12 protein-coding genes and 1 pseudogene are annotated in these 22,942 nt (G+C 56.5%); 6 read left to right on the forward strand and 7 right to left on the reverse strand.

From position 1 onward, the window contains the following. Positions 1-3: 3 nt before the first annotated feature. The 5 genes from drmD to EKD05_RS20425 form a co-directional block, all read right to left on the reverse strand. Complete coding sequence (gene drmD / locus EKD05_RS20405) at positions 4-3,162, reverse strand: DISARM system SNF2-like helicase DrmD (protein ID WP_129676587.1); 3,159 nt, start codon at positions 3,160-3,162, stop codon at positions 4-6. Positions 3,163-3,533: 371 nt separating this feature from the next. Next, positions 3,534-4,211 carry a plasmid pRiA4b ORF-3 family protein gene (locus EKD05_RS20410; protein WP_129676589.1) on the reverse strand — a complete coding sequence of 226 codons (678 nt, stop codon included), beginning with the start codon at positions 4,209-4,211 and terminating at the stop codon, positions 3,534-3,536. Positions 4,212-4,551: 340 nt separating this feature from the next. Next, positions 4,552-5,325, reverse strand: a complete 774-nt coding sequence (locus EKD05_RS20415; RefSeq protein ID WP_129676591.1) for a co-chaperone YbbN — start codon at positions 5,323-5,325, stop codon at positions 4,552-4,554. Between the two features lie 24 nt (positions 5,326-5,349). Further along, positions 5,350-5,919, reverse strand: a complete 570-nt coding sequence (locus tag EKD05_RS20420) for a DUF1697 domain-containing protein (RefSeq protein ID WP_129676593.1) — start codon at positions 5,917-5,919, stop codon at positions 5,350-5,352. Between the two features lie 13 nt (positions 5,920-5,932). After that, positions 5,933-6,991 (reverse strand): tyrosine-type recombinase/integrase, encoded by a 1,059-nt coding sequence (locus EKD05_RS20425; RefSeq protein ID WP_165360855.1) that lies wholly within the window; start codon positions 6,989-6,991, stop codon positions 5,933-5,935. Between the two features lie 629 nt (positions 6,992-7,620). On the opposite strand from EKD05_RS20425, the gene EKD05_RS20430 reads away from it, so the two are divergent. The 3 genes from EKD05_RS20430 to EKD05_RS20440 are packed head-to-tail and all read left to right on the forward strand — an operon-like array spanning position 7,621 to position 17,341. Then, positions 7,621-9,885: a hypothetical protein gene (locus EKD05_RS20430; RefSeq protein WP_129676597.1), complete on the forward strand. Its 2,265-nt coding sequence runs from the start codon at positions 7,621-7,623 to the stop codon at positions 9,883-9,885. Continuing rightward, the gene (locus EKD05_RS20435; RefSeq protein WP_129676599.1) at positions 9,882-11,444 is read left to right on the forward strand and encodes a hypothetical protein; all 1,563 of its coding nucleotides are present in this window, start codon (positions 9,882-9,884) and stop codon (positions 11,442-11,444) included. The genes EKD05_RS20430 and EKD05_RS20435 overlap by 4 nt, the downstream gene beginning before the upstream one ends. A gap of 29 nt (positions 11,445-11,473) precedes the next feature. Beyond that, positions 11,474-17,341 (forward strand): DNA translocase FtsK, encoded by a 5,868-nt coding sequence (locus tag EKD05_RS20440; RefSeq protein ID WP_129676601.1) that lies wholly within the window; start codon positions 11,474-11,476, stop codon positions 17,339-17,341. A gap of 201 nt (positions 17,342-17,542) precedes the next feature. On the opposite strand, the gene dcm is transcribed toward EKD05_RS20440, so the two are convergent. Next, positions 17,543-19,342 carry a DNA (cytosine-5-)-methyltransferase gene (gene dcm, locus EKD05_RS20445; protein ID WP_129676603.1) on the reverse strand — a complete coding sequence of 600 codons (1,800 nt, stop codon included), beginning with the start codon at positions 19,340-19,342 and terminating at the stop codon, positions 17,543-17,545. 253 nt (positions 19,343-19,595) lie between these two features. Next, positions 19,596-20,696, reverse strand: a pseudogene (locus tag EKD05_RS26860) (ISAs1 family transposase). Positions 20,697-21,261: 565 nt separating this feature from the next. On the opposite strand from EKD05_RS26860, the gene EKD05_RS20460 reads away from it, so the two are divergent. From EKD05_RS20460 to EKD05_RS26475, 3 genes are all read left to right on the forward strand, one after another. After that, positions 21,262-22,272, forward strand: a complete 1,011-nt coding sequence (locus tag EKD05_RS20460; RefSeq protein WP_129676609.1) for a hypothetical protein — start codon at positions 21,262-21,264, stop codon at positions 22,270-22,272. Between the two features lie 124 nt (positions 22,273-22,396). Continuing rightward, positions 22,397-22,654, forward strand: coding sequence for a hypothetical protein (locus EKD05_RS20465; protein ID WP_129676611.1), 258 nt, complete (start codon positions 22,397-22,399; stop codon positions 22,652-22,654). Between the two features lie 96 nt (positions 22,655-22,750). After that, positions 22,751-22,942: hypothetical protein (locus EKD05_RS26475; protein WP_205704011.1), on the forward strand; the 192-nt coding region annotated here is incomplete at its 3' end.

Consider the following 22,942-nt stretch of genomic DNA (forward strand, 5'->3'; position numbering starts at 1 on the left):
TTATCATAGCAGTCGCTCCGGCACAAGGAAGGTCACCGCCACCGGAAACAGCCGTGGACTCGGGTTCGCGTAGCGGGCGCGGATGGCGGCAGTCTCGCCCGCGAGCTCGCCGGGGATCTGGGCTAGGCGGGCGCGCAGGCTGTCGCGGTTGCGGGCCAGTTGCTCACGTTCGGTGTCCGAGAAGTCGGGGAGCATCAGCTGGCTGATGGCCGGCTCGTCCAGTTCGGTCGCGATTGCCCGCTGCAGCTCGCCCAGGATGGCGGTGATGTCCGCAATCTCCTTGTCACGCCGCTCGGTAAGCTGCTTTTCTAGGCTGGCCGCCCGCTCGCGCATGCGCGCCTCGAGCGCCGCGAGCAGCGCGTCCTGGTGCTTGGGCCATTGGGCTGCCAGGCGCTCCTGCACCGCAGCGGGGACGGGGCGGTCGGTCGCGGCAGCGAGCACGCGCTGGGTCTCGGTCAGGTTTATACGGGCGAAGCGGCCCTCGCGCAGCTGGCCGCCGGCGACAATCAGTTCCTCGTGGAGCCGCTGGTGATCGGTGCCCAGCACCAGGAGTCGGGCGTGGCCGATCAGGGCTGGTCGCTCTAGGGCGTCGTTCGGCACGATCCGCGCGGTGACCCGGTACAGCTTGCCGCGCCCGCCCGGCGCCCAGACCTCGGCCCGCAGCAAGCGCAGCGCCATCGCCACCAGCCGATGGTTCAGGTGCGCCAGCACCACATCGTCGCGCCCATCAACCAGGGTGTGGTCGAAGACAATCGGGCGCGGCACGCCGGTATGCGGGTGCGCCAGGCCTGCGCCGCACGTGGCCCAACTGCCAGTCAACGAGGGAACCTGGAAGGCCGCAAGCCCGTTGATCGTGGTCGCCCGCAGCGGGGGCTGGCCGGCGAGCGCCAGCGCGATCTGCACCACCGTCTGCACGCGCGTCGGCTCCAGCTTCAGGTCGCGCCGCGTCTCCTGGAGTTGCTCGTGGAGCTTGGCGATCTGCTCGCGCAGCTGCCGCTCGAACTTCAGCAGCCGACGCACCGGCTCGGCCTCACGCTCGGCCGCCGCTGTCTCCAGCCGCACCCGCCGTCCAAGCATGGCCTCCTCGACCTGCGTGGCGATCACCGGCCCAACCTTGCCCAGGTCTTCGCGGATCGTGTTGACCTTCAGGGCGGCCCGCATCAAGAACTCGAGGTCGGCGGCGAGCTCGTTTGGGGCGAGCGTATCGCGCACCTGGCGCTCGCGCCAGCCCTTGCTGACAAAGTGGAAGATCTGTACCTGGGCGGCGCGCTGACCGTGGCGGTCGATGCGGCCATTGCGCTGCTCCATCCGGTTCGGGTTCCAGGGGATCTCGACGTGGATCAGCCGGGAGCAGTGGTTCTGCAAGTCGATGCCCTCGGAGGCCGCGTCGGTGGCCAGCAGAATACGCACCGGCGCGACCTCCGGGCTGGCCTGGAAGGCCGCCTTGATCCGCTCGCGCTGGTCGGTGGGCATCCCGCCGTAGAGGCTCATCAGGCGCTCGCCGCCACCCAGTCCGGCGCTGGTCAGCATCTGGAGCAGCCAGCGCTGGGTGTCACGGTACTCGGTAAAGATGATCACCCGCGTGTTGGTCCACTGGCCGTCGGGGGTGAGCAACTGCGCCTTCAGCCAACCAATCAGCTCGCGGGTCTTCTGGTCGGGTCGGCCACGTGCGGCCTCAGCCCATGCCCGCAGCTCGTCCAGCAGCGTGCGCTCCTCCGGCGTCAGCTCGCGGAACAGGCGCGTCGCCGTATCGAGGGTATCGTCGAGCGCCGTATCGGCCGCCTCATCGTCGCCAAACTCCTCATCCGCCTGCTCCAGCTGGGCGCGCAGGATGCCCACCGGGGTGCGGGTCGGGCTGGCCCCGCGCTTGCGGGCCGTCTCCAACGACCGGGTATGCTGGGCAAGCGTGCGGGCAAACGCCTCGGGCGAGGAGAAGAGCCGCTTCTTGAGCAGCTTGAACACGAACTCACTGGCCACCTGCTCGGTCTGGTCGCTGGCCCCCTTCAGGCGCGACTGCGTATACTGGCGCAGCACCTGATGAACGCGCAACTCCTCAGGGGTATAGGCGACCTCGATCGCCTCCAGCGTGCGCGCGGGAAAGCGCGGGGAGCCGTCCCAGCGCGGCGGCAGCTCCGACTTCATCCGGCGCACCATCACCGCGAGCAGGCTGGTGCGCTCCGGCGCCACGCCACGCGCGAAGCGCTGCGGGTCGAGCAACTCCAGCAAGGCGGTGAAGCTCTCAGGATAGCCGTTATGCGGCGTAGCCGAGAGGAACAGGCGGTGCTCGAAATGCGGGGCGATCGTACGAATGGCCAGGGTGCGCAGCGAGTCGGTGGCATACTTGCCGCGGCCCGAGGGGGCCACGTTGTGCGCCTCGTCGACAATCAGCATGTCGAAGCGGCGCGGGTAGGCTGGCTCATCGGGGCCAGGCAGCACCTCGCGAAACAGGCGTATCGGGCGCTCGCGCTTGAGGAAGTCAATTGAGGTGATCAGGCGCGGGAAGTGGGTCCAGGGGTTGACATGGAGCCCACGCTCACGGCGCAGCACGCGCATCAACTCGGTGTCGACGATGCGGAACTCCAGTCCAAACTTGTCGCGCATCTGGTCGCGCCACTGGATCTGGAGCGCGGCGGGGCAAACAATCAGCACCGCACGGGCGCGGTGGCGCAGGATCAGCTCCTGGACGACCAAGCCAGCCTCGATGGTCTTGCCGAGGCCGACATCATCCGCGATCAGTAAATTGGCGCGGGGCATCTGGATCGCCCGCACGACCGGATCGAGTTGATAATCCTCGATCGTGATGCCGGAGCGGAAGGGGGCCTGGAGGGCGCGCAGATCGGCGCTCGCGATGGCACCCCAGCGCACGGCATCGAGGAACGCGTCGAAACGCTGGGGGTCATCGAAACCCCTGGGCTGGGGCAGCGCGGCGCCCTCAACCGCCTGGGTACCCGGCTCGATCTCCCAGATCACCTGGAGTTCCTCGCCGAGCGCATCATCCTCGACCGAGGCGAGCGTCACCCGATGCTGTGGCGTAGGATCATAGGCCGCCAACGGGTCGGGAGGAAGCGTACTCTGCCGCACCTCCGTGACAACGTAGCGACGTTGGCGCACCTCGACCAGCTGGCCTTGCTCGGGGATAGACGTGTGGCTAACAGCAGGCATGGTAACTCGACGAACTCATTGCAGCGGATGATGCACGAAATGCCCGGCGATCAACATTTGTACTGCTCAAGAAAGCTATCCTCGAGTCTACGCTATGAGCCGCATGATGTCAATGGTTCTATGTGGTCATTTCTATCATTAAGGATAGCCGAAGGATAACCTGTAAAATCCAGAGGCGTTAGCCCTGGAAATCGCTGCACCTGATTGGGCTGCGTGTTGGCATATCTCTTTTTGTTCGGCGCCTCCACCTCCCCGAATCCTCAATGCCTTGATTGTGTTCAGGTACGCATGAACTCCTCCACGTGCGACAGGTGATGAGGCGCGCTTCAGCGCCTTCGTCCTTGTCCTGCTTGAGATGCCATCGCTCTCCCCTACCCCCCAAACGGCTCATCCCCTGCGTCAGCATTGCCATACCAACTGTAGGCCAACCGCTGGGCCGGGTCGCTGAAACGCACCGCGGCGGGGTCGAAGCGGGCCGGGTCATACCCCTGCGGCAGCCAGGCGCGGAGATCGTCGTCCAACGTGTCATCGGCAAGGTCACGGAGGATCTCGGCAAAGCGATACATGCCTCCACAATCCTCGGGTGGGCAGGCCCGTGCACCCCCAACGCAGCGTGGATACCTGGCGGTGAAATCACGGCGGAGCACGTCGACCAGCCGGACGGTGTGCTGCCAGTTGTCGCCGAAGTCGTACTCGTACCGGGCCGTGTCGTTGCGGAGGGTGAACATCGACGCAACCTGAGACGCCCAACTCGGCGGGTCATCGCAATCTTGGCTCAGGTTGTGGATACCGAAGACGCGTTCCTGCTTCGTGCGTGGATGGGGGATGGTGAAACGGTGCAAATGATAGTCGAGCCAGCCCATCGCATCCTGAATCGCCACGTGCAGATCCCAGAAGGTGTAGTCGCCGGGCACCTCAAGCTCACGCCAGATCAGCGGCTCCGATCGCTGAAGCTCAAGGCGAAAGCGGAGCACCAGCGCCTGGGTCGGCATCAGCAACTCGCGCCCGCCCCGCTGCAGTTTCGAGCGTCCATCGGTGGTCGTCATCATTGCTCCTGTCGTTTGGGAACACGCAGATTATGCTGTTGCCACCCATGATACCTCATGCCCACGCCGACCGCCGCAGCGAGGACAGCGTTCCAGCGAACTGGCCTCGTCGCCGAGCCACACGACCTTGCAACGAAGCTCACGCGAAGGCGGGAAGGCGCGAAGCGTTCGCGCACCTCCGCGAAAACCTTTACGCCTTTACGCCTTTACGCCTTTACGCCTTTACGCCTTTACGCCTTTACGCCGTTGCGCCGTTGCGCCGTTGCGCCGTTGCGCCGTTGCGCCGTTGCGTCAAAAGAACCGCCTTGCGTTGCACGGTCGTGCGCCGAGCTATGCGTGCCCGTTATGCTGCCGCGCCCCCAGCCCGCAGCTGAAGGAGCAGGTGACGCGGCAGTTCCGGCGTCTGGTGCAACGCGAGACTAGTGAAGTGGCGCTCGCAGACCGCGCCGGCGTCGCCATACCGATAGATCCACAGCCCGCGTGGCGCGGCGATGACAAACGACGCGAGGGCCAGCGCGTGCGCATAGGTTGCGGCCTGCCTGACGGCCTGCTGGAGATCCTGGGCATGCCTGATCTGCCGTTTGCTCTCGATCAGGGTCACGGGCGGACGCGAGGGGTGGTCGTACACGAGCAGATCGATCCGGCCGCGTTGCGCGGTGGGGTGGCTCGGCAGCGCACACGGCACCTGGCGCTCGACGGTGAACTCCCACTGGGCGAGCAACGGGATGATCACCGCCGTTTCAAACCGCTCCTCGCACGGGCTCCAGCGCGTGTCGCCGCTCACCGCACCGTGGCACACCTCCTCGGCAAGCACCTGAACCAACCCCTCCGGGATGAACCCGACGACCTGACCCTGGCGCTCACCGTGGTGGAACACCCCCAGCGTTGGGGAGGCCACGATGCCATACTGCTCGGCGAGCAACGGGGCATCGTCAAGCAGCACCGTTGCGACCCGGAGCTGTCCCTGGAACGCGACCGCGATGCGCGTCAGGATCGGCAGCAAAGCGCGACGGGCAGGACACGTGCGCACGCCAAAACAGACGAGCACCGGACAATCGGCCCGGAGGATCTGCCGGGCAAAGGTCGCTTCGGTCGTCGCAACCAGCGTCGTAGCCATCAACTCCTCCCAGCGCGCCGGACGTTACCCGTCCACGCCATATTTCGCGGCCAGTCGGCGTACCGTGGTAATAGTGCGTATCGTTGCGGGCATCCCAAGAGCCTGCTCCAGGCGCGCACCCGAGAAGGTCGAAGCACTGACCTTCGTGTGACAGCGCCAGTACACCTCACGCCCGAAGACGTGAAGATCGTCGAGCGCGGTCTGGAGTGCCAGCAGACGTTGCTGTGCCGCCTCATCGGGCACGGTGGGCAAAAACGCCACCGATAACGCATGCTCGGTGCCGTCTGGCTCGGTCGGTGGAAAGGGTTGATGGTGGGCAATGGCCGTGATCTCAGCTGGCGAGCGGAGAAAGGTCGCCACGGGGTAGCCAAGGGCCTGCTGCAACTGCTGCGCAATCTGCGCCTCCAGCGCGGACGCGTCGGCAGAAGGAGCTTCCAAGATCACATTCCCGCTGGCGAGCATGGTCTCGACCGCCGCAAAGCCCAGGGCCTCTATGTGCCGACGGAGCACGGCCATCGTGACGGTGTGACCGCCAACATTAATGGCGCGCAGCAGAGCGATCCAACGCTGCATAGACGGTGATGTATCGATCATGGGCGCGATCTCCTTACGTCTGTAGCTTCACCCGCTCATTCGCAATCTTCGCCCGCTCGACATACCGACGCGGCATGGCGAGCGACGCCCAGCCACCGGCCTCCTGGAGTGCGAGCAGGTCGGTGCCGCTGGCGATCACCGCTGACGCCCAATAGTGGCGCAGGTCATGCGGAGAGAGGCGCGTGAGTCCGACGCCCACCCCGAGCACCTGCACGCGGGCCTGGATCGAGCGAACGCCCAGTGTGCCGTGCAACGCGCCGCCCCTGCGACTGCCAAGCAGCAGCGCCTCCTCGGTCGCCGCGCCCGCACGGTCATGCCGAAGATAGGCCAGCGCCGTGCGGAGGGTCGCCGCCGAGAGCAGGTGGATCTGCGTCAGGTCAACCTTCTCGCGGTAGAAGGTCAGCGTGCCGGCGTCGAGATCCATTGACCCAACGGTGAGCGCAGCCAATTCACCGACGCGGAGGCCGTGATCGAGTAGTAGGCACATCAGCAGCGCATCGCGGCGACCCTGCGGCGTGGTGGTGGGCTGCTCCTTGAGCGCCCGGGCGTGGGCAAGCGAGAGCCTGACCGCCTGGGCTTTCTTCGTGCTGCGCCGGATCTTGGCCCGCTCGGCGTCGAGATTGCGCCCCTGCTTGCGCCCGTAGCCCTTCACCGCCGCAATGAGCGTCGCCTGCTCAGCGGCGAGCGCCCCGGCCTGCGCGGCGAGCCGCGTGTAGGCCTTGATCGTTGCCAGGGTCCGGTTGAGCGTCGCCAGCGCAAAGCCCTCGCGCAGCATCCAGCGCTTGAAGCCCTCGACCAACCCCCAGGTGAACCCGGCCCAGGCCGCTGGTTCGACGGCCAGCGCCCCAACGCTCACCCCGACATCAGCGAGGTAGAGCGCACAGCGGGCCAGATCCTGGTCGTGGGCGGTGCGCGTGCGGGCCGCGAGTTGCTGGCGGTACTCGGCGAACAGCGCCGACGACGCAGCGCGGTCAGCGGCGGCGGCGGCCTGGCTGAGTGCGGCACCAGTCGGCTCACGCGGAACCAACGCCGTCATCTGCGCCTGATCAACGGGTTCCACTGCATCGTCCATGAGCATCTCTCCCCACCATCAGGAATAGAACATGTGTAAGGTAGTATACACGATGATGGGGAGGGTGGATAGACTCGTATAATCAAAGGTTATAGGAGTCTATCCAGCTTTCTGAAAGTACGTTGAAAGACAAAGAGAACTTGTGTTCGATTTTAAATTCCTGCCGTATTCTCATATGGCAAAGAATGACACAAACTTGATCCGAGTGTTATACTAGTGACTTAGAACCGAGGTGGCTCACTTAGGAGTGTCAGACGCCTTTGAACAATTTAGCATAGCTAGGATGAAGATGCGACCGAATTGCGCAGGGCCAAGATATTTCAAGCACAGTGCTCATGGCACAATAGCATGCGGCGGAAGTTCTAAAATCTGGCGAGGAGTTGCTCGGCTTTTGTCATGACGAGGGGGCCGTTGAGGAACTATCCGGAGATCTCAATCTGATCGCGTTTGCGGGAGCATAAGCTAAGGCGATCAGAATACGCCAAAATTCCGCATTTGTAGTCCACTCTAATTCTTCAGATGATAGCTCTAGCAGATAGCGATCTAATTATTCTTGCCGGGACATGGCCATGTGCAATAGCCTCTGCGCATGGGTTACCCATGCACAGTTCTATGCAAGGGCAAACGACATGACCTTTACAGCGAACTCATTCGTCACTTGGCTTCTTTCCCGCTCATATGGGCAAGGTGGTACTGTTGCCCTGCCCAACTCAACTCCAGAAGGTGACGTGCTCGGTCAATTTCCTTCCGGAGTCGAGGATGTTCTGCAAAGACTTAAGGATGTATATAGCCTCTGGCCACTTTCTCAGGGTGACGACCTGGAATGGTGTTTTCTTGTGGGAGGGCCTGGCAACGGTAAGTCAGAAGCGCTCAGAGCCTTAGCCAAGTCGCTGAATATCCAACTTCCACCTAAGAAGGCTGGCGAGCCAGCACCACGCTCTATCCCTCATGACTGGCCCCGAAGTGCCAAGCAAGTTGCACCTGGCCTTGAGGCTGTTTTTATTAATGACGCATCGATTCCACGAGATGATCTGGGTGCAAACACATTTAGTGGGTCGTTACTTCGTGATTTAGAGGATACTATTGGTCGATTCTTGGATCATCAAACACCAGTAGTGCTATTCGGTAATGTTAATCGTGGTATTCTGGTCGAAGAGTATGCTCAGTTGCCGAAAGATGTAAAGTCAGATACAGCAATTGGCTTGGCAGGTAATGTTATTCGCTGGCTTGTCAATCCGCCGTTTTCAAATACGCCCTTGGAAGTTAAAGGAATAACTACTCTCGTTACTCTGAACCCAGCAACTCCATATTACGGCCAGTTTCGCATCAATTTTGTAAATTACGGTGCTAACTACAATGTTATTGTTCATGTAGTTTTCTTGGATGTATTGTCGCTTCTTGAACCAACGCCAGTCGGAAACGAGACTGTTGTTGATTTTTCTGTAAACCCTCCTAGCCCAGCACCGTATCAACCGTTCGGTAGTTTTTATGATGAAGGAGGGACACGAGATCAGACTATTGCAGGTGAACTATTGACCTCATTTATTGCACCTGACAGATGGGATCAGGGGGGGTGCACGATAGAAAACGGCGTACTCTGTTCTGCATTTAAGAAATGCCCCTTTGCCCAAAATGCTAGATGGCTACGGAATGCTGTACTTCGGCAACGATTCCTCGATATTCTGCGCGGTGCGGAAATTGCGGCGGCACGCCGCCTAACATACCGTGATTTATTGGGATACTTCTCCCTGTCAATACTGGGCCAACCAGAGCGTGCTTGGCTTGAGAATCAACATCCTTGTGATTGGATAGCTGAAGGTATCCGTGACCTTGACAATGGAAACCTAAGTGCACCGGTACGATTGATAAGTCATCGTGTTTATTCAAACTTATTCCCCACACCTGGTGCGTCTAGTCAGAAGGATGAAATTGCCCAAGCACGCCTAGGGAAAAATCTCTATGGGGCTGTGCGTGATCTGCTTACGTCACAAAATGGCATCACATTTACACGTCCATTTAACAGTTCGTTAACTGACATTGACCCCGCACACGATATTGATCCGTGGGAAGATACAGATTCTAAAGACAGTATTCGTTCCAGAGTGTTTGATGCAGTTGAGGCCCTTGATGAGATAACACCGTCAAAAGAAATTGAGACCTGGAGCTTTATTCCTCAAGAGGCGCTGAGTGAGATAGAGATAGATGTTGATGCAGCATTGCGTGATGAGATTAGCACAGAACTAGGTAAAGGGTCACGCGAAGCTTCGCTACGCGCCCAATTTCTCCGCAAGTGGCGGACAGCGCTCCTTCTTCGTCAAGTTGGGGTGGCTTTAGGACGCGTCGCCTTTAGGTCTGCTCTTATGGCCTGGTTGGCACAGCAAGAGAGCGCTTTGCGGGGTGCTGATCCGCTTGAACTCGGTAGAGGGATTAGTGCTTTAATTCTGCCTTCGCAATCAATCTCGCAATATCTTCTTGCACCTTTTCGACCACGAACCTACGAGTTAGACAGCGATCTACCCAAGAATACAGTGTTTGTAAGTGGCAACGCTCGTGACCTTTGGGTTGAAATAGTGTCACGCGGTGATACCCTGCTAGCCGAGGTACGCGTTCTCAAGGCGAAAAGTTCTCCTCCTGAAACGATAGCCTCTTTGGTTATAGACCTGGCAATAGCGCGAGAAGCACTGCTTCACGCAAACGGTTATGCTGCCTCGTTTACTGAAATTGGAGCCTCTTCTTTTGCCAGAATAGAACGTGCGCGTGCATCACTGGTTTCACGCAGCCGAACGAAAACCTCTGGCGTGTACTTTACCGACCATACGGGAGAACTCTTCCAGGTAACCAACAATCCAGTTGGTTCGACACCATTGCGTATTGTACGTAGGGAGAGACCATGACAACACCAAATTTTTGGGTCGTAGACTTATTTACTTTATTCAGGCCAGAGTATGCGAAGCAAACCGAGGCATTATTAACTGACCTCATTTGGCGCTCAAAAGGTTCTACGCTTTATCGTATGCCGAGCGCACAAGAGAGTTCGTACCTAGAGGGGTTAGCGGGTCTCGAAAGAAATGATCCTAAGCTTCCATCCATGCAGCGTCTCATTCCACGGCACGCTGGTAAAGGCACATCGCGTGTGGTAGAAACTGTACCGATTGCAGAGCAGGCACAAGTGAGCAATCTCTTTTTGTCGCAGGAAGGAATACCTACCCCTACCCGCGCATTACTTACATCTATTCTTGCTCCACAATCCCGTAGTATGAGCTCATTCTCCTGCGTGCCAATACATCCTGATGTTGTCGTGCTTCAAACACTGCATGGTCTCGTGAATAAGGATAGACCACCAAATCTCGCAGAGATTATCGAGACAATAGGATGGTTTGGCGGATCAACTTACGACGGACAAGTGGCACAACTGTTACTACGGGTATTTTCGCAGAAGTCCGGGGCAAAAGAGGGGTTAGCTGGGCTTGTAGACGAACTGATGCCATTGCTGGCGCAGCACACCTGGAGTGCATTTCCAGACGTGTCTGGTATGTCTTCGCAAAGCCTACCAAGTTGGCCAACCCCTTGTGTAGGACCACGCGAGACAGCCCAGAAAGATCAAACAGCAATTTCATCACACATTTGGACACCATTCTCGTGGTTCTGGGAGAAATGGTCGACACTCTGTTTGCCTGCCAATGGCTGGTATGATGCGCTTCCTACACGCCGCTTTGTTGACTGGGCAATGTGCTTGTTGCGTACTGGTCTCGTCTTCAGCTATCTCTGGGAGGCGGACTTCTATACCAAGCTTCACGCATCAATTGTGGAGCGCGTATATTTCTCCGGCCAGACCATAGCGGCGGCATCTCTCCAATCAATGCTTGAGATCTCCACCGTACTAGCGACGATTGAGTCTCCGCGGCTCCCATCTGCACAGAAACATGCCTGGACTGCAATAAGTGCGTTGCTTGCAAAGGGATATGAGGCCAGAAGGTCGTTCGAGCACTATATTACAGACAACTTCTCAGTTCCCGAGGGAAGTACCTTCTACACAAGCGTCGAAGCCTGGCTGGATTCTATTCCTACCGAAGACCTGCGTCAACTGGCAACAACATTGCCAGCCGACTCGCGTGAGATCGCAAAGAACACCAAATACTTTGTTAAGTATCTACTTCTGCCACGTTCGTCTGATGATGCTGCTGCCGATCAGGCGGATTTATATTACTTAGCAAGGTCGAATACTAGTGATAAGTTTTGGTTTCAACCCGGCCCTGAGTGGCTTGTGGTAGTAACAGGGCTTCTCGGCACCCAGCCTGGCGGCCAATGCACACTTGGCGCTCTCATCAGGGACTTGAAGCGGCTTGGTATTAGGGTTGAACGTTCAGTATTAGTAGGCATGCTAGAAGAAGCAGGCTTAACAACTGATAGCCCTGATGCTGACGACGCTATTATTATCCATTCGGGATTCTAACGATACATCATGTCACGGAGACATCTGGTATGCCGATACTTGGCCTTGCAATCGCAGAGCACTTGTCAAAGCTCAGTGGGCTCTACTCTATAGAGTTTCCCGCCGAACTCAAGAGCGAAGTGACGGATCTTCTGACTGTATGTAATAACGCTACAGAAAATCGAGCCTTATTTGTCGCCGAAGAATCTACATCAGAGAAGGGGGTAATTTCCTGGTCAGAGATTCTTAAATGGCGGACTGATGATGATCGCGTGTTCGTTTGGGTTCGCGGTTCGGGAGAGCCGGATAGTTCTTTTCGAAGTGTTGTAAAGCCTTTTCTGTCCAGCCGTTTTCCTGGTGATAACGGGGGAGATTGCAGTTTGGGGTTATTTGCGGAACTAAGCATCCGCTTTTTATGGCAAAAATACGATCTACCATTTACAACTGAATCGTTTGAGGCGTTCCAGCAGACCGCACGATGGGTTGCGAATGTACTGCGATACTCCTTTGAACAGCAAGGAAGCACTCCAAGCGCCCATTGGAGTGACGAGTTTCTGACTCATTGGGCAGAATTGCTGAAACTATTAGATCAAGGCATGGCGGCCCTCGGCGAGATCCCGCGCCCATTTCATGCTTGGGAAATTGTCCGCCTTGCAGGATTACCCATTCCTTCTATCATTGCCAGAAACGCAAATACGGTGTGGTTCCCGCCTAATGATCTTCCAGAACAGAGGTGGGCTCAATATGCAAAAGATTGGCAGACTGTTATTGAGGAACACGTGCTGCCTGATGGAGAGATAGCAGTTTTACTGGCAGCCCTTGATCGTCAAGTTAGAGGAGCAGGAGATACAAGTCCTTGGCGTAATCTCGACTGGGAGCATCGAATCCGCTTGGTACAAAGTACAGCGGCTCCCGTTATAGGTAGGCTAGTATTCACATCGAGTTCTTCACCGAGCATCCTGACTAAAAGTTTTCCAACATATCCACCACCACTTCCTTCCTGGTGGGGAGTTACTGATGGTGACCTCAAGGAAGCTATTAAAGAATTGCGAGCAGCGAAATCTCTCCAAACTCATCCTGCATGCGGCTCTTTGTGCCCATTGTATGATGGTGAGACGGACAACTATGTGCTCGACCTGTCCTCGGCAACGATTAGCTATACCTCTATCACGAGCAAGAAGAAGAATTACTGGAAAGCCACTGCTTCTGTTGATGATCTCCATATAATATACCGGGAACCCTGGGGTGACCTCTTTATCGACTCTGCCAAACCGGTGAGTGGAAAAGAAAAGGATGTCTGGATTAAGCCAGAGAGTGTAAAAATCAAGGTTAGTGGAACAAAAATTGACAACCTAATAGGCGTAACCAATGCAGTGGGACAATTAGGAATTCAATTCAGTATCATCATTGAGTATCAGGCAGGTCTGGAACACGATATAGCTTCGGGGAGTTGGAAGGCGCTACGCTCGCTCCAGTTCGAAGCCATGGTCTCTGACCATGTAGGTGGAATCTGGGGACCTTCACGGAGAATTAGTACATCAGTTGGTTTGGTTATCCCTTCGCCATTTAGTCATACAATAATTGTCGCACGAACGGACAAAAAAACGAAATTAGTAACTTGCCCAAATGAAGACGATATCTTCAAATCAATACTCACGGCAGAATCTCGCTGGGCACCTGAAATCACTCCCGACATCTTATTGAAAGAGGAAGGACAATATAAAATATGCGTCTATGACGGTCGTCTGAACCCAGAGAACCCAAGACTAGCATCACCACTAGCTCCCAGCATTAATGGAGTCCCATTTGACCTTAGTAGTGCGTGTTCCAGGTTATGGCGAAAAACAACCCATCTAGATGAGGATGACACTATTACTGCATCGGGTTTTGGTGTTGAGTATGATGTAGCTGTTGTGAAAGTAGAGGAACGGTCTGGGGCCTTGTCATCAGGTATTCTATCTGTTATCCGCGGACTACCATCTGCAAGAAAGCCACCTTCTACCCAAACTCGACAGAGTCTTTTAGGGTCGTATCAAGACCAGATTGTACGCACCCTGGTAAATCCACCAGATGGTATCCATAACTCACTCTACCAATACGTGGTTTCATCGACCGAGGCCCCGAAGAATTGGGTTGCACATCGAGGAACAGCTTCACCCGATTTCCTGCCAGACACTATGCAGGCGTTTCCCTTACCAGGTGTTGGCAATGGCCCGAGCCCTCGGCTTATCTCCTGTCCCGCATGGACAGTGTTTATGGAAGTTCTGGGTGAAGTATGTGTGAAGATAGGGCTGCAACCGGGGCGAAGCGATTTCTGGCTGTCAAGTTTTAACCCTGCCGCTATAGGAGCGCGGACAATCAAGGCCTATCTAGACTCTCATCGCGATTTAGTACAAGCAGCCAAGCAATTCAGTCTAGTCGATGCATTTTGGGCTTCATACCCTTTCTCACTCATAATAGTTCAAGGCACTCCAGGCGCTGGGCGCGGTAATCTCCTGGCAGTACTCTTATCACCACTCCACCCAGCGAGACTTGCTTGGGCATTTGCTGTTGCTTTTGTTGCAAGTGAAGGAAACATGCCACGGGAGTTGCTGGGCTTTGCTGAAGGGTGGAATGTGCCATTCACTGGTCAGGCGGTCAATCAAGCTGGTCAAGTGCTGCAACTCGTAGCAGTGCCAACAGACCCAGGCCCTGAACAGGACTTTGCCACATGGAGTGCGCTTGCGGTATTAACTAATAGGGGTATAGCAGAATTACCCCCTTCAGCAGCCAATCTTCCGTTGCCTTGGGGAGGAAGAACAGGTATTAACCAACGTGTCGTTGAACGGGCAATTAAAGATTATCTCCGAATCCATCAGCACCATAATTCTCTGGAAGTTGACATACGGTCTGTCGCTCCAGGTCCCAGGTCACAAGAAATTGATGACGCTGTGCTCCGGTTTGTTGGAACCGGTACGCTTCGTGAAGTCAGCCGCCTGAGTGGGGGAACACGTGTTTGGGATTCTGCATACCGCATTGGTACGCCTCCTGGTCGTGACAAACTCTTTATGATGCGCGAAGAAGATGAACGCAGCAAGCCGTTTGAATGGAGGGTTTACCAAGCGCAAGATATTCCAACAAATACAGATGTAGCGTTTGTAGAGAACGCCAGTGTAAATTTGGCAATTACGCAGGGCACGACAGCGGGTATTTTGGGTCCTCTTCTGCTTCGACGTTTCTGTCCCACAGCTATTGGTAATACAACGTTTGACCAACACTACGCTGCTAAGCCAGATGAGGATTTACTGGGCCTTGCCAGCCTGCTATCCGAGATAGAGTACGGAGGCGAGAATGCTGCCTTGCGATCATCTCCACGACCGGAGGAACTTGGCATTGGCATGGGAGCCAAATGGGAAGTGCTTGGTACATTCAATATGGATCCATCGCTGTTATCTTCAGTAATTGCTACAGCGCAAGCGACAGGCAAAAGGTTACTGTGGGAATGGCGCCCGTCTTGGTTGAGGCAAGGACGTCAAGAAGAAGAGCAACTTGCGCGGCGCCCGTACTACGTAGTTGCAAAGATCCCAACTCCTTTGCTTACCATCCTCCAGCAACGGCAAGGATTGACGCCCAGTGAGGCTGCCGAGATGCTTTCAGAGCTAGGCACCCGCGGAATTGGCCTGTCTGCCTTATACGCTGCTGGTGGCTCTCAGGAAAGTGCTGCTGCTGGTTTCTTTTATGCATTACGACTCTTAATGCCTTCTGATGGGTTAGCTTTGCCCGCTGCATGGATTGCGAGTGATGAAAACACCTCCATCTACGGACTCATTCCAATTGATCCAATCGAGTCAATTCTTGAGGGTCTTGTAGGGAGAAATCTCCAGTATCGGGCTGACTTGCTCGCCCTGCGCATTGAACATGGTAGTGACAACTTCGTGCGCATATGTTTTATTCCTGTCGAGGTTAAGCACCACGGGAACCTCCAGGAGCCTAAGCCCTTTCCTTCGGAGCAAGACCAGGAATATAACGAGGTGAAACATGCACGCCAGCAACTTGCCCAAACAACTACTGTCATCAAAGAGATTGCGCGCGAAATCCACCCCAGTGCGAATGTAAGCCCTGCTGCTTGTTATGCGAGGCGAATCGCATTCGCCATGCTTCTCGATCTCGCTATGAGCCTCGTCCCAAAACCTCCTGTGGCCACGAAGCGAGCGAATATTCTGCGCGACATTCTTGCGGGACGAGTAGCTGTCGGTGCTGCATCACCCGTTCTGATGTGGTTTGCTCCAGGGTCTATGACGAAGAGCGGCGTTGCATGTTTACGTGACCCGCAGGGCGTGGTGATGGAGGAGGGGCATCGGATATTCGAAGTAAGCATTGACCCGGCTGCAACGTTAGGTCTCTGGTGGGCGAGCAAACCATTGGGGCCGGATGCTCAGCAGACGAGACAAATCATTGACGAGCTTATGATGGAAGCGTTGACACCTTGCTCGCCACGTATTGATCTAGTTACGACAGATCTGAAGCCAGAGTTGGCGCGAGCGCTTGGGCTCGACATTCCATTTGGCACCGATACACTGGAAAGCAACTCACCGCCGAAAGAGAGCGAGGATTCTGTTTCTCCGAGCACTCACGACCTCGATGCCCACAGCGATAGCGATATTGATATTGATATTGATACGCCCCCTGTCTCCCCAAGTACCAGCAAGCTGTCACAAGTGGACTTTACGCGTCCCAGTGAGCCAAGCTCATTAGAATCCGTGCAAGTAGTTCCTATGGAAAACGCGGGGCACGAGGGAAAGGAAGAATTGCCAGCGAAGCAACAGGACGTTTTGGAATTGGCTTGGCGACAAGCGAAAGCACGTGACTTGGAGCGAACTTTGCGCCAATACAACGTACAAATATTCCCGGTCGATCCGAACATAGCTGATGTTGGCCCAAGCATCGTACGGTTCAAGTTACGTCTCCGCCCGGGGGAGCAGCTCACCAAAATCCAACGCACAGCCAATGACCTAGCACGCGAACTGGCTGTAACAAGCGTGCCACTTATTGAGAATATATCTGGCACAAATTATGTAGGAGTGGATTTACCGAGGCCTGTGATAGAAACAGTCCACCTGCTGCCGCTACTACAGACACTAAAGCGCCCCGCAAAGGGCGATTTGCCTGTTATTCTGGGTATAACTCCCGGTGGTCAAATCATTATCGAAGATATGTCTGAATTTCCCCACTTGCTCGTTGCAGGTGCAACGAATTCGGGCAAGTCAGTTTTCTTACGAAGCTTAGTGCTGTGCCTTATTACTCAGTATTCACCATCGGAACTCCGCCTGCTCATAGTTGACCCTAAACGCACTGATTTTAGCTTTTTCGAGGATTTGCCCTACCTAATGGGCAATAAAATTATCACATCAAGAGAAGAGTCGAGAGATATGCTGTTGGAACTTGTCCGGAGTGAGATGCCCCGCCGGCAGCAGCTTATGGCTGGGAAGAGTTTGCGCGTCAAAGACTTCAACGTGCGCTACCCGCAGGATGCGCTTCCTCCAATCGTTGCTGTTATTGACGAGTACGCCCAGTTACTTAGTATCATGGCCAAAAAAGATCGCGATGCATTTGAGCGAGACCTGATGAGCTTGGCTGCAGTAGCGCGTTCGACTGGTATCCATCTTGTATTAGCAACTCAGCGGCCCAGTGCCGACGTTGTCACCGGTACTCTCAAAGCCAATCTTCCGGCAAGCATTGCCTTTAAAGTGGCTTCTGGTCTGAACTCGCGAATAGTGATCGACCAGAATGGTGCCGAGAACCTTCTCGGTCGTGGCGATATGCTCTTCAGGCGACCAAGTGGCGAAGTGATACGCTTACAGGCTGCATACATTGACGAGATAAGCATCCAAGATTATCTCAAGAAATTCAAGGATAGTCCTGACACACGCAAACCATGAGTTCGCTCTTTCCCTTGAAGTGTATTATATTGAGTTTCTGGGGGGTTGTGCTAGTTAAAATCGCCGATGGCTCTGTGATACGGTCGAAGATTCGGCACGCTGCAAAGCCCTTTTCGCTACTCCGCGTTCTGATGCGACGAAAAAAGAACTAGCACAACCCCCGAGCGCTTCCTTTTAGCAAGGTATGAGCTAAAATCTCTATTACGCAGGACTAAATGACAGATCTGTAAGCTCCGTGATGCTAACTAGGATGGGGCCTAGTTCTTTGGTGAAGCCTGCTTGCTGATTAATGGCGCGATTGCCATTACCTACTATCGCTTTCTCTCCAGTACCTTCCGGAATAGCTTGTTGCTTATACTGGCCTAGCTCATCAGGTACGACGTCTGGTGCTTTTTCAGGTGCACATGAGGACAAGGCTGCTTGCGCTAATTGAAGCGATGTATCTTTCCATTTGCAGTGGTAGTATTGCACATTAGCTGCATTTGGAAAGCCCGGGGGTAGTTCATTCCACTGACACTTTGTTTGAAGGCGAAATTGAAGTGCGTTCCAAATCTCTCGAAGATCAACCTGTGTTTGTGGGCCACGCATGTTTCTGCGTCGCAGCAGTGGTTCGATAATCACCCAGTCTACATCGGAAACATCCGATCCGTATACCTCTTGCCGCTGCCTCCGAGCAAGTTTCTGTGAGCACACAACCTCATGCACTTTGCGCAGTGTCAAACCAAGAGCCTCTGCCAGCAAGGGCGGTACGGCATTCGCTGCTTGAGTATAGCGGGGTACCTCAACTCGGCGCCGATCACCTCCTGTTGTGTACTTTGACTTGAACTCAAACCAGTCAGGAAACGACTGTATACGGGCATACTCTCGAACGGTAAGAATACGGGGTTCACTATAATGAATAAGGTCATCTGGTAGACTAGTGAGAGTATGACACGCCTCATTAGGTGCAAGTGGTGCTATGCGATGCTTGTTGATGTTTAGTTGCTTTAGTTCTTTCTCACTCAATTGTATGCCTGGTCGAAAATCACGAATTATGCGCTGGAATCTCTTAATAATATCATCCGTATGATTTGGAAAACGGTGACTGTCGGCAAATTCACCCTCAGAAATAGGGTTGCCGCTGCGGTCTTTACGCATTACCCTCTGATAAATACTCGAAATACCTCCGTACTTGCCGTGACGGAATGATTTCATCTGAGGTTCCCGGAGTATTCTGTATCCGTGGTGCAGTTCGAGGTCTGATATGGCCTCTTGGAGTGTCACCTCTCTTTCAACGAGCAGGTCATATCGTGCCAAGAAGGCCCTACGCAGACCGTGTAGTATCTTGAATGGCCTAACATTCAGTTCGGGAAGAGCGTCAAGCAAATCCTTGCGAATAGCAATAAGAATATAGCGCGGTCTTAATTGCGGTACACCGAAGTCTTTCGCCATTACCGAGTACTCGCTGAAGGGGGTGAATTCCATTTTAATAAGGCGCTTTTGTAATTCCTGATCTGCATTGAAAATATCTTCCTCGACTTCGACGCCTTTCTCTCCCTTTTCGGACTTTGTAAAGGATGTCGCAAAGCCTCGTACATTCTCGATTAAGATCATTTTCGGCTTGACGAGGGAAACCAGTTCAAGATACTTTTCAAATAACAAGTTTCGCTCATCATCATGCCTTCTTCGACCGGCAGCAGAAAACCCTTGACAAGGAGGGCCACCTGCAAGTAGATCAATATCCTTAAGTTTGGTCTGTATATCAGGTTTATACTGTTTTAGGAATTCTTCAATACCAATGGGTTCAGCAGGCAACCATTCTGGCCAGTCAAGATGCGGGCCAGTTGTCTGGTCAACAAGATTATGCTTCAAGGTCTCGAATGCCATAGCGGATTTCTCGATGGCAAAGAGCCCATGCCAACCTGCGTGGAGTAAGCCAAGCGATAATCCGCCGGCACCGGCAAACACATCTACAAATGTAGGCTTCTCGCTTGGAGAGATGGGTGGCGGATCAAGGGTCATCGCACCAAATTTCTTTCTACGCGAATTCGAGTTCAGAGCCTACAAGACATGTCGTTATGAATCGAAAAAGTGGGCTGCGACTGCCAACTAGCATCGTGCATCGCAGCCACTTTCTATAGGAAGGCAGAGTAATCTCATTATACGATCATGCTAAACCGAGTATAGCATGGGCCAATATTGGCTGTCAATAACCGACCGCGACCGTTATAGGGCGATTGCATCTTACATTCCGAGCACCCGTTCGAGATAGGCGTCATTGAGCGCGGCGCGAACGCGTTTGGTCTTCACACTGCCTTTGCTCGGCTCCTGGCGTAAGAGATTGCGTGCGATGTAAGCGCACCACACCCATATGCTGTGGCGCATCGCCCGTCCGAATGCGGCTAGCATCTTCGTGAACGATGACGTCGAGTACCCAATGCACGCGGTTTTCGATGCCCCAATGGCTCCGCACCAGCGTGTTCACCTCACGCGGCGTACGCACCTGATCCAGCAGGTAAGAGCGCTGTTCGGTGGTTGTCTGCCCATCAACGGTGCGTTGGGCCTCGACCAACGCAACACTGGACAGATCGCGCCAGCGGTTGCCCGGATTCAGAGAGGCCATCACTGCTGGGTTGCTGATGACAGAGGCGGTACGGGTTTCGATCCGCCCATAGCCACTGGTCATCTCCGTCGCCCTGGTGATGCCATCTTCCGGCTGTTGGGCCGCCCGCGCATCGGCGAAGAGGGCCTGGACATCGGCATCCAGCGTCGGCTGATTGGCCTTCAATGCGAGCACGTCGTGCCCCTGTCTATCACGAATCTTCGCCGCAATCGCGGTCTGACCGCCCATCGCATCCAGGGTCACGGTACCGCCGCGTATGTCAAGCAGGTCAAGCAACTAGGGGATCGCCGTCAACTCATTCGATGGGTCGTCCACCGCAATCTGGCCCAACACCACGCGGTTTTCTGTGGCCCAGGAGCTGACGAGGTGCAGCGCGGCCTTCCCGTTTGGGCGGTCGTGACTACCCCGATGGGTCTTCCCATCAAGCGCAATCACATCCGTGCGCACCGTTTGGACGGCCTGAATCCACGACAGAAAGCGCTGCTGAAACTGCTCCGGGTCGATACGCGCAAACACCCGTCCAAACGTAGCGTGGGAAGGAATGCCGTTGGGAAGTTCCAGACATTCCTTCAGCCACGCCTCGTTGCTCGTGCCAAACTCCTCGACACCGACCCAGTCATCGGCACCGCCGATCACGGCACAAAGCGTGATGATGATGTTATCGAGCAGGTTGTGCGCCTTGGTGCGCTCGATCCGTGGGTCGTCGACGGTTGCGAAAGAAGACGCCAGGGCAAGCGCTCGAACTGGGGGCATGCGAAACCTCCAAGCACCAAGCGGTTTCGTATGGCCGTATCATGCCGCATTCTGTGCCCGAGCGCAATGAAGATGCAATCGCCCTGCACCTGATCGGTCATCACTGCTGATGCAGCGCGATGCCGCTGATGCTAGGGTGACTCCACCGAGCGACGCCTCCAGCAGCCCCTCAATCCACTGTCTGAGAGGCTCCCCGCCTGCCGGGGAACGCGGAAATCGGAACGCTGAAAGCTGAAAACGGCCCAGCGATCATTGGGTTCGCTGCCCCTTTCCGCTTTCATCTTTTTGCTTTCTGCTTTCCTCCCCGGCCCCTCATGCGCCGCTGGCGCCCACCACCTGCTCGTGGCGGCCAACCGCCGCGTTGTCTGCAAGCAGCCGCGTTTGCGCCCGCCGCCCGCTCTTCGTCGCCCGGTCTAGCAGCCCCAGGGAACGTTGAACGCTGAACGTCGAACGCTGAACAAGCCGTGCGGTCAATGCGATCGCTGAGCCTTTCCGCTTTCCGCTTTCTCTTTTCAGCTTTCCCTGCGCCGGGCTGTGTGATTTTGTGTAGCCTCAGGAGGAAGAGATGCCACCGACGTTCTACTTTGCTCTGGGCGCTCGTGCCCGCCCCTACGATCTCGCGATCGCCCTGCATGTCGGCCAACGGCACTACCTCGTGCCGGCTGGCTCGTCAACCGAACGCCTGCTCGCCCGCACGCCGGGGGTGCATGTCGTCCTCGACTCCGGCGCGTTTCCTCCTGGGAATACGGCGCGCCTGTCGCTGCCGTACTATGCCCACCGCGTCGCGAACTGGTGTACGCCGCCCCCTATCAGCCCATCAGTGCCTGCCCCCGCCCTCGCTTGGGCGCTCAGCTACGACACGATGGGGAATCCGCTCGCCAGTGAGCGCGACGACGTGCGGCTCACGGCCTTGCTCCAAACGATGGGGCACGGCCCCGATCCGCCGATCGTGCCGATCATCCACTACCCCGGCCCTGGGGCTGCCGCGATCATCGGCGACCTGCTGCGCGACCGCGAGGACTGCTTCGACGACGAGGAACGTGCCCAGGTGCGCCAACGCGCCGCGTGGGGCTTCCACGACGAGCCCGATGGCTTCGTTGATCGGCCCGCCTGCGCGATTGGGGGCCTTGTCCCAGCCCGCTATGCGCGTGGCGCAACCGCATGGTACGCGCAGTTGATTATCGATCTTGAAGCCGCCGCTGAGCTCGACCCATTCCAACGCCGCATCCATCTGCTCGGGATCGGCAAGCCTTCGTGGGTCTGCCGTTCGCCGCTGGTGCTGAGCTTCGATAGCTCTGGCCCGGCGAGGATGGCCATGATCGGCTTTGCGCGCGGCATTGGCACGGCCTACACGGCGGATTACGGGATCTCGATTGCCGCCCTCAGGCGATCCAGATCAGCCCGCCTTGCCTACCACCTCATCCGCTACCGCGCTCAGGTCGGCCTGCCCTGGAACCCCATTGACGAGGCCCTGCTGCACGCTGACCGCGAGGTCGCCGCGCTGCCGGAGCGCGCCGATGAATCCTGGGAGCAGCCCGAGCTGCCGGCAGCGGCGCTCTATGCAAGCCACACATGAAAGGAGGCCATCGCCACACAACTGCTGAACCGATCTGATGAAACGCGCCGCTGTGGCACAGGGCCGTGTGCTGATGCCGCGCACACGGTCTTTTGTGTTGCCTGAAACCACAAGGAGACGACCCATGAGCACGCGACCGACCACGCCCACGCCCGCGCCGAGTGGCGACGACCTGCAGGCCCTCATGGCCGAGATCATTGCGACCACCGGCGTCTCAGCAGAGACCGCGCTACAGCTGGCGATGATCCAGCGCGTGGCCCTCCGCCAGTACGCCTGCCAGTGGGACGCGATGGTGCAGCGCCTTCGTGCAGCCATCGCGTCCCCGCCGTCCACGCCCGACGCGGACGACCCTGCCAACCCTGCCGACCCCACACCCGCCTGAACGCGCCTGGCCCGGCAACAAAGGGCAGGCAGAACCGACCAATGTCGCCTGCCTTCCCCTTGTTGCCCACCGTGTTTAATCAACAAAGGAATGACGATGGATGCCCCTGCTCAGCCCACGGCGCCGTCCAGCGCCGAACCGACCACCCCAAGCGGGACGGACGGGGCAGGTGCGGCGTGTGGCACACACCGCACCGCGCTCGCCGTTGCCTTCCCGCGCCGGCTGCTGATCATCGCCTGCACGGCGACCCAACGTCCCGATGTGCGCCTGCTTCCCGCGCTCGAGCGC

This window comes from Candidatus Chloroploca sp. Khr17 (genome assembly GCF_004138165.1).
Taxonomy (GTDB): domain Bacteria; phylum Chloroflexota; class Chloroflexia; order Chloroflexales; family Chloroflexaceae; genus Chloroploca.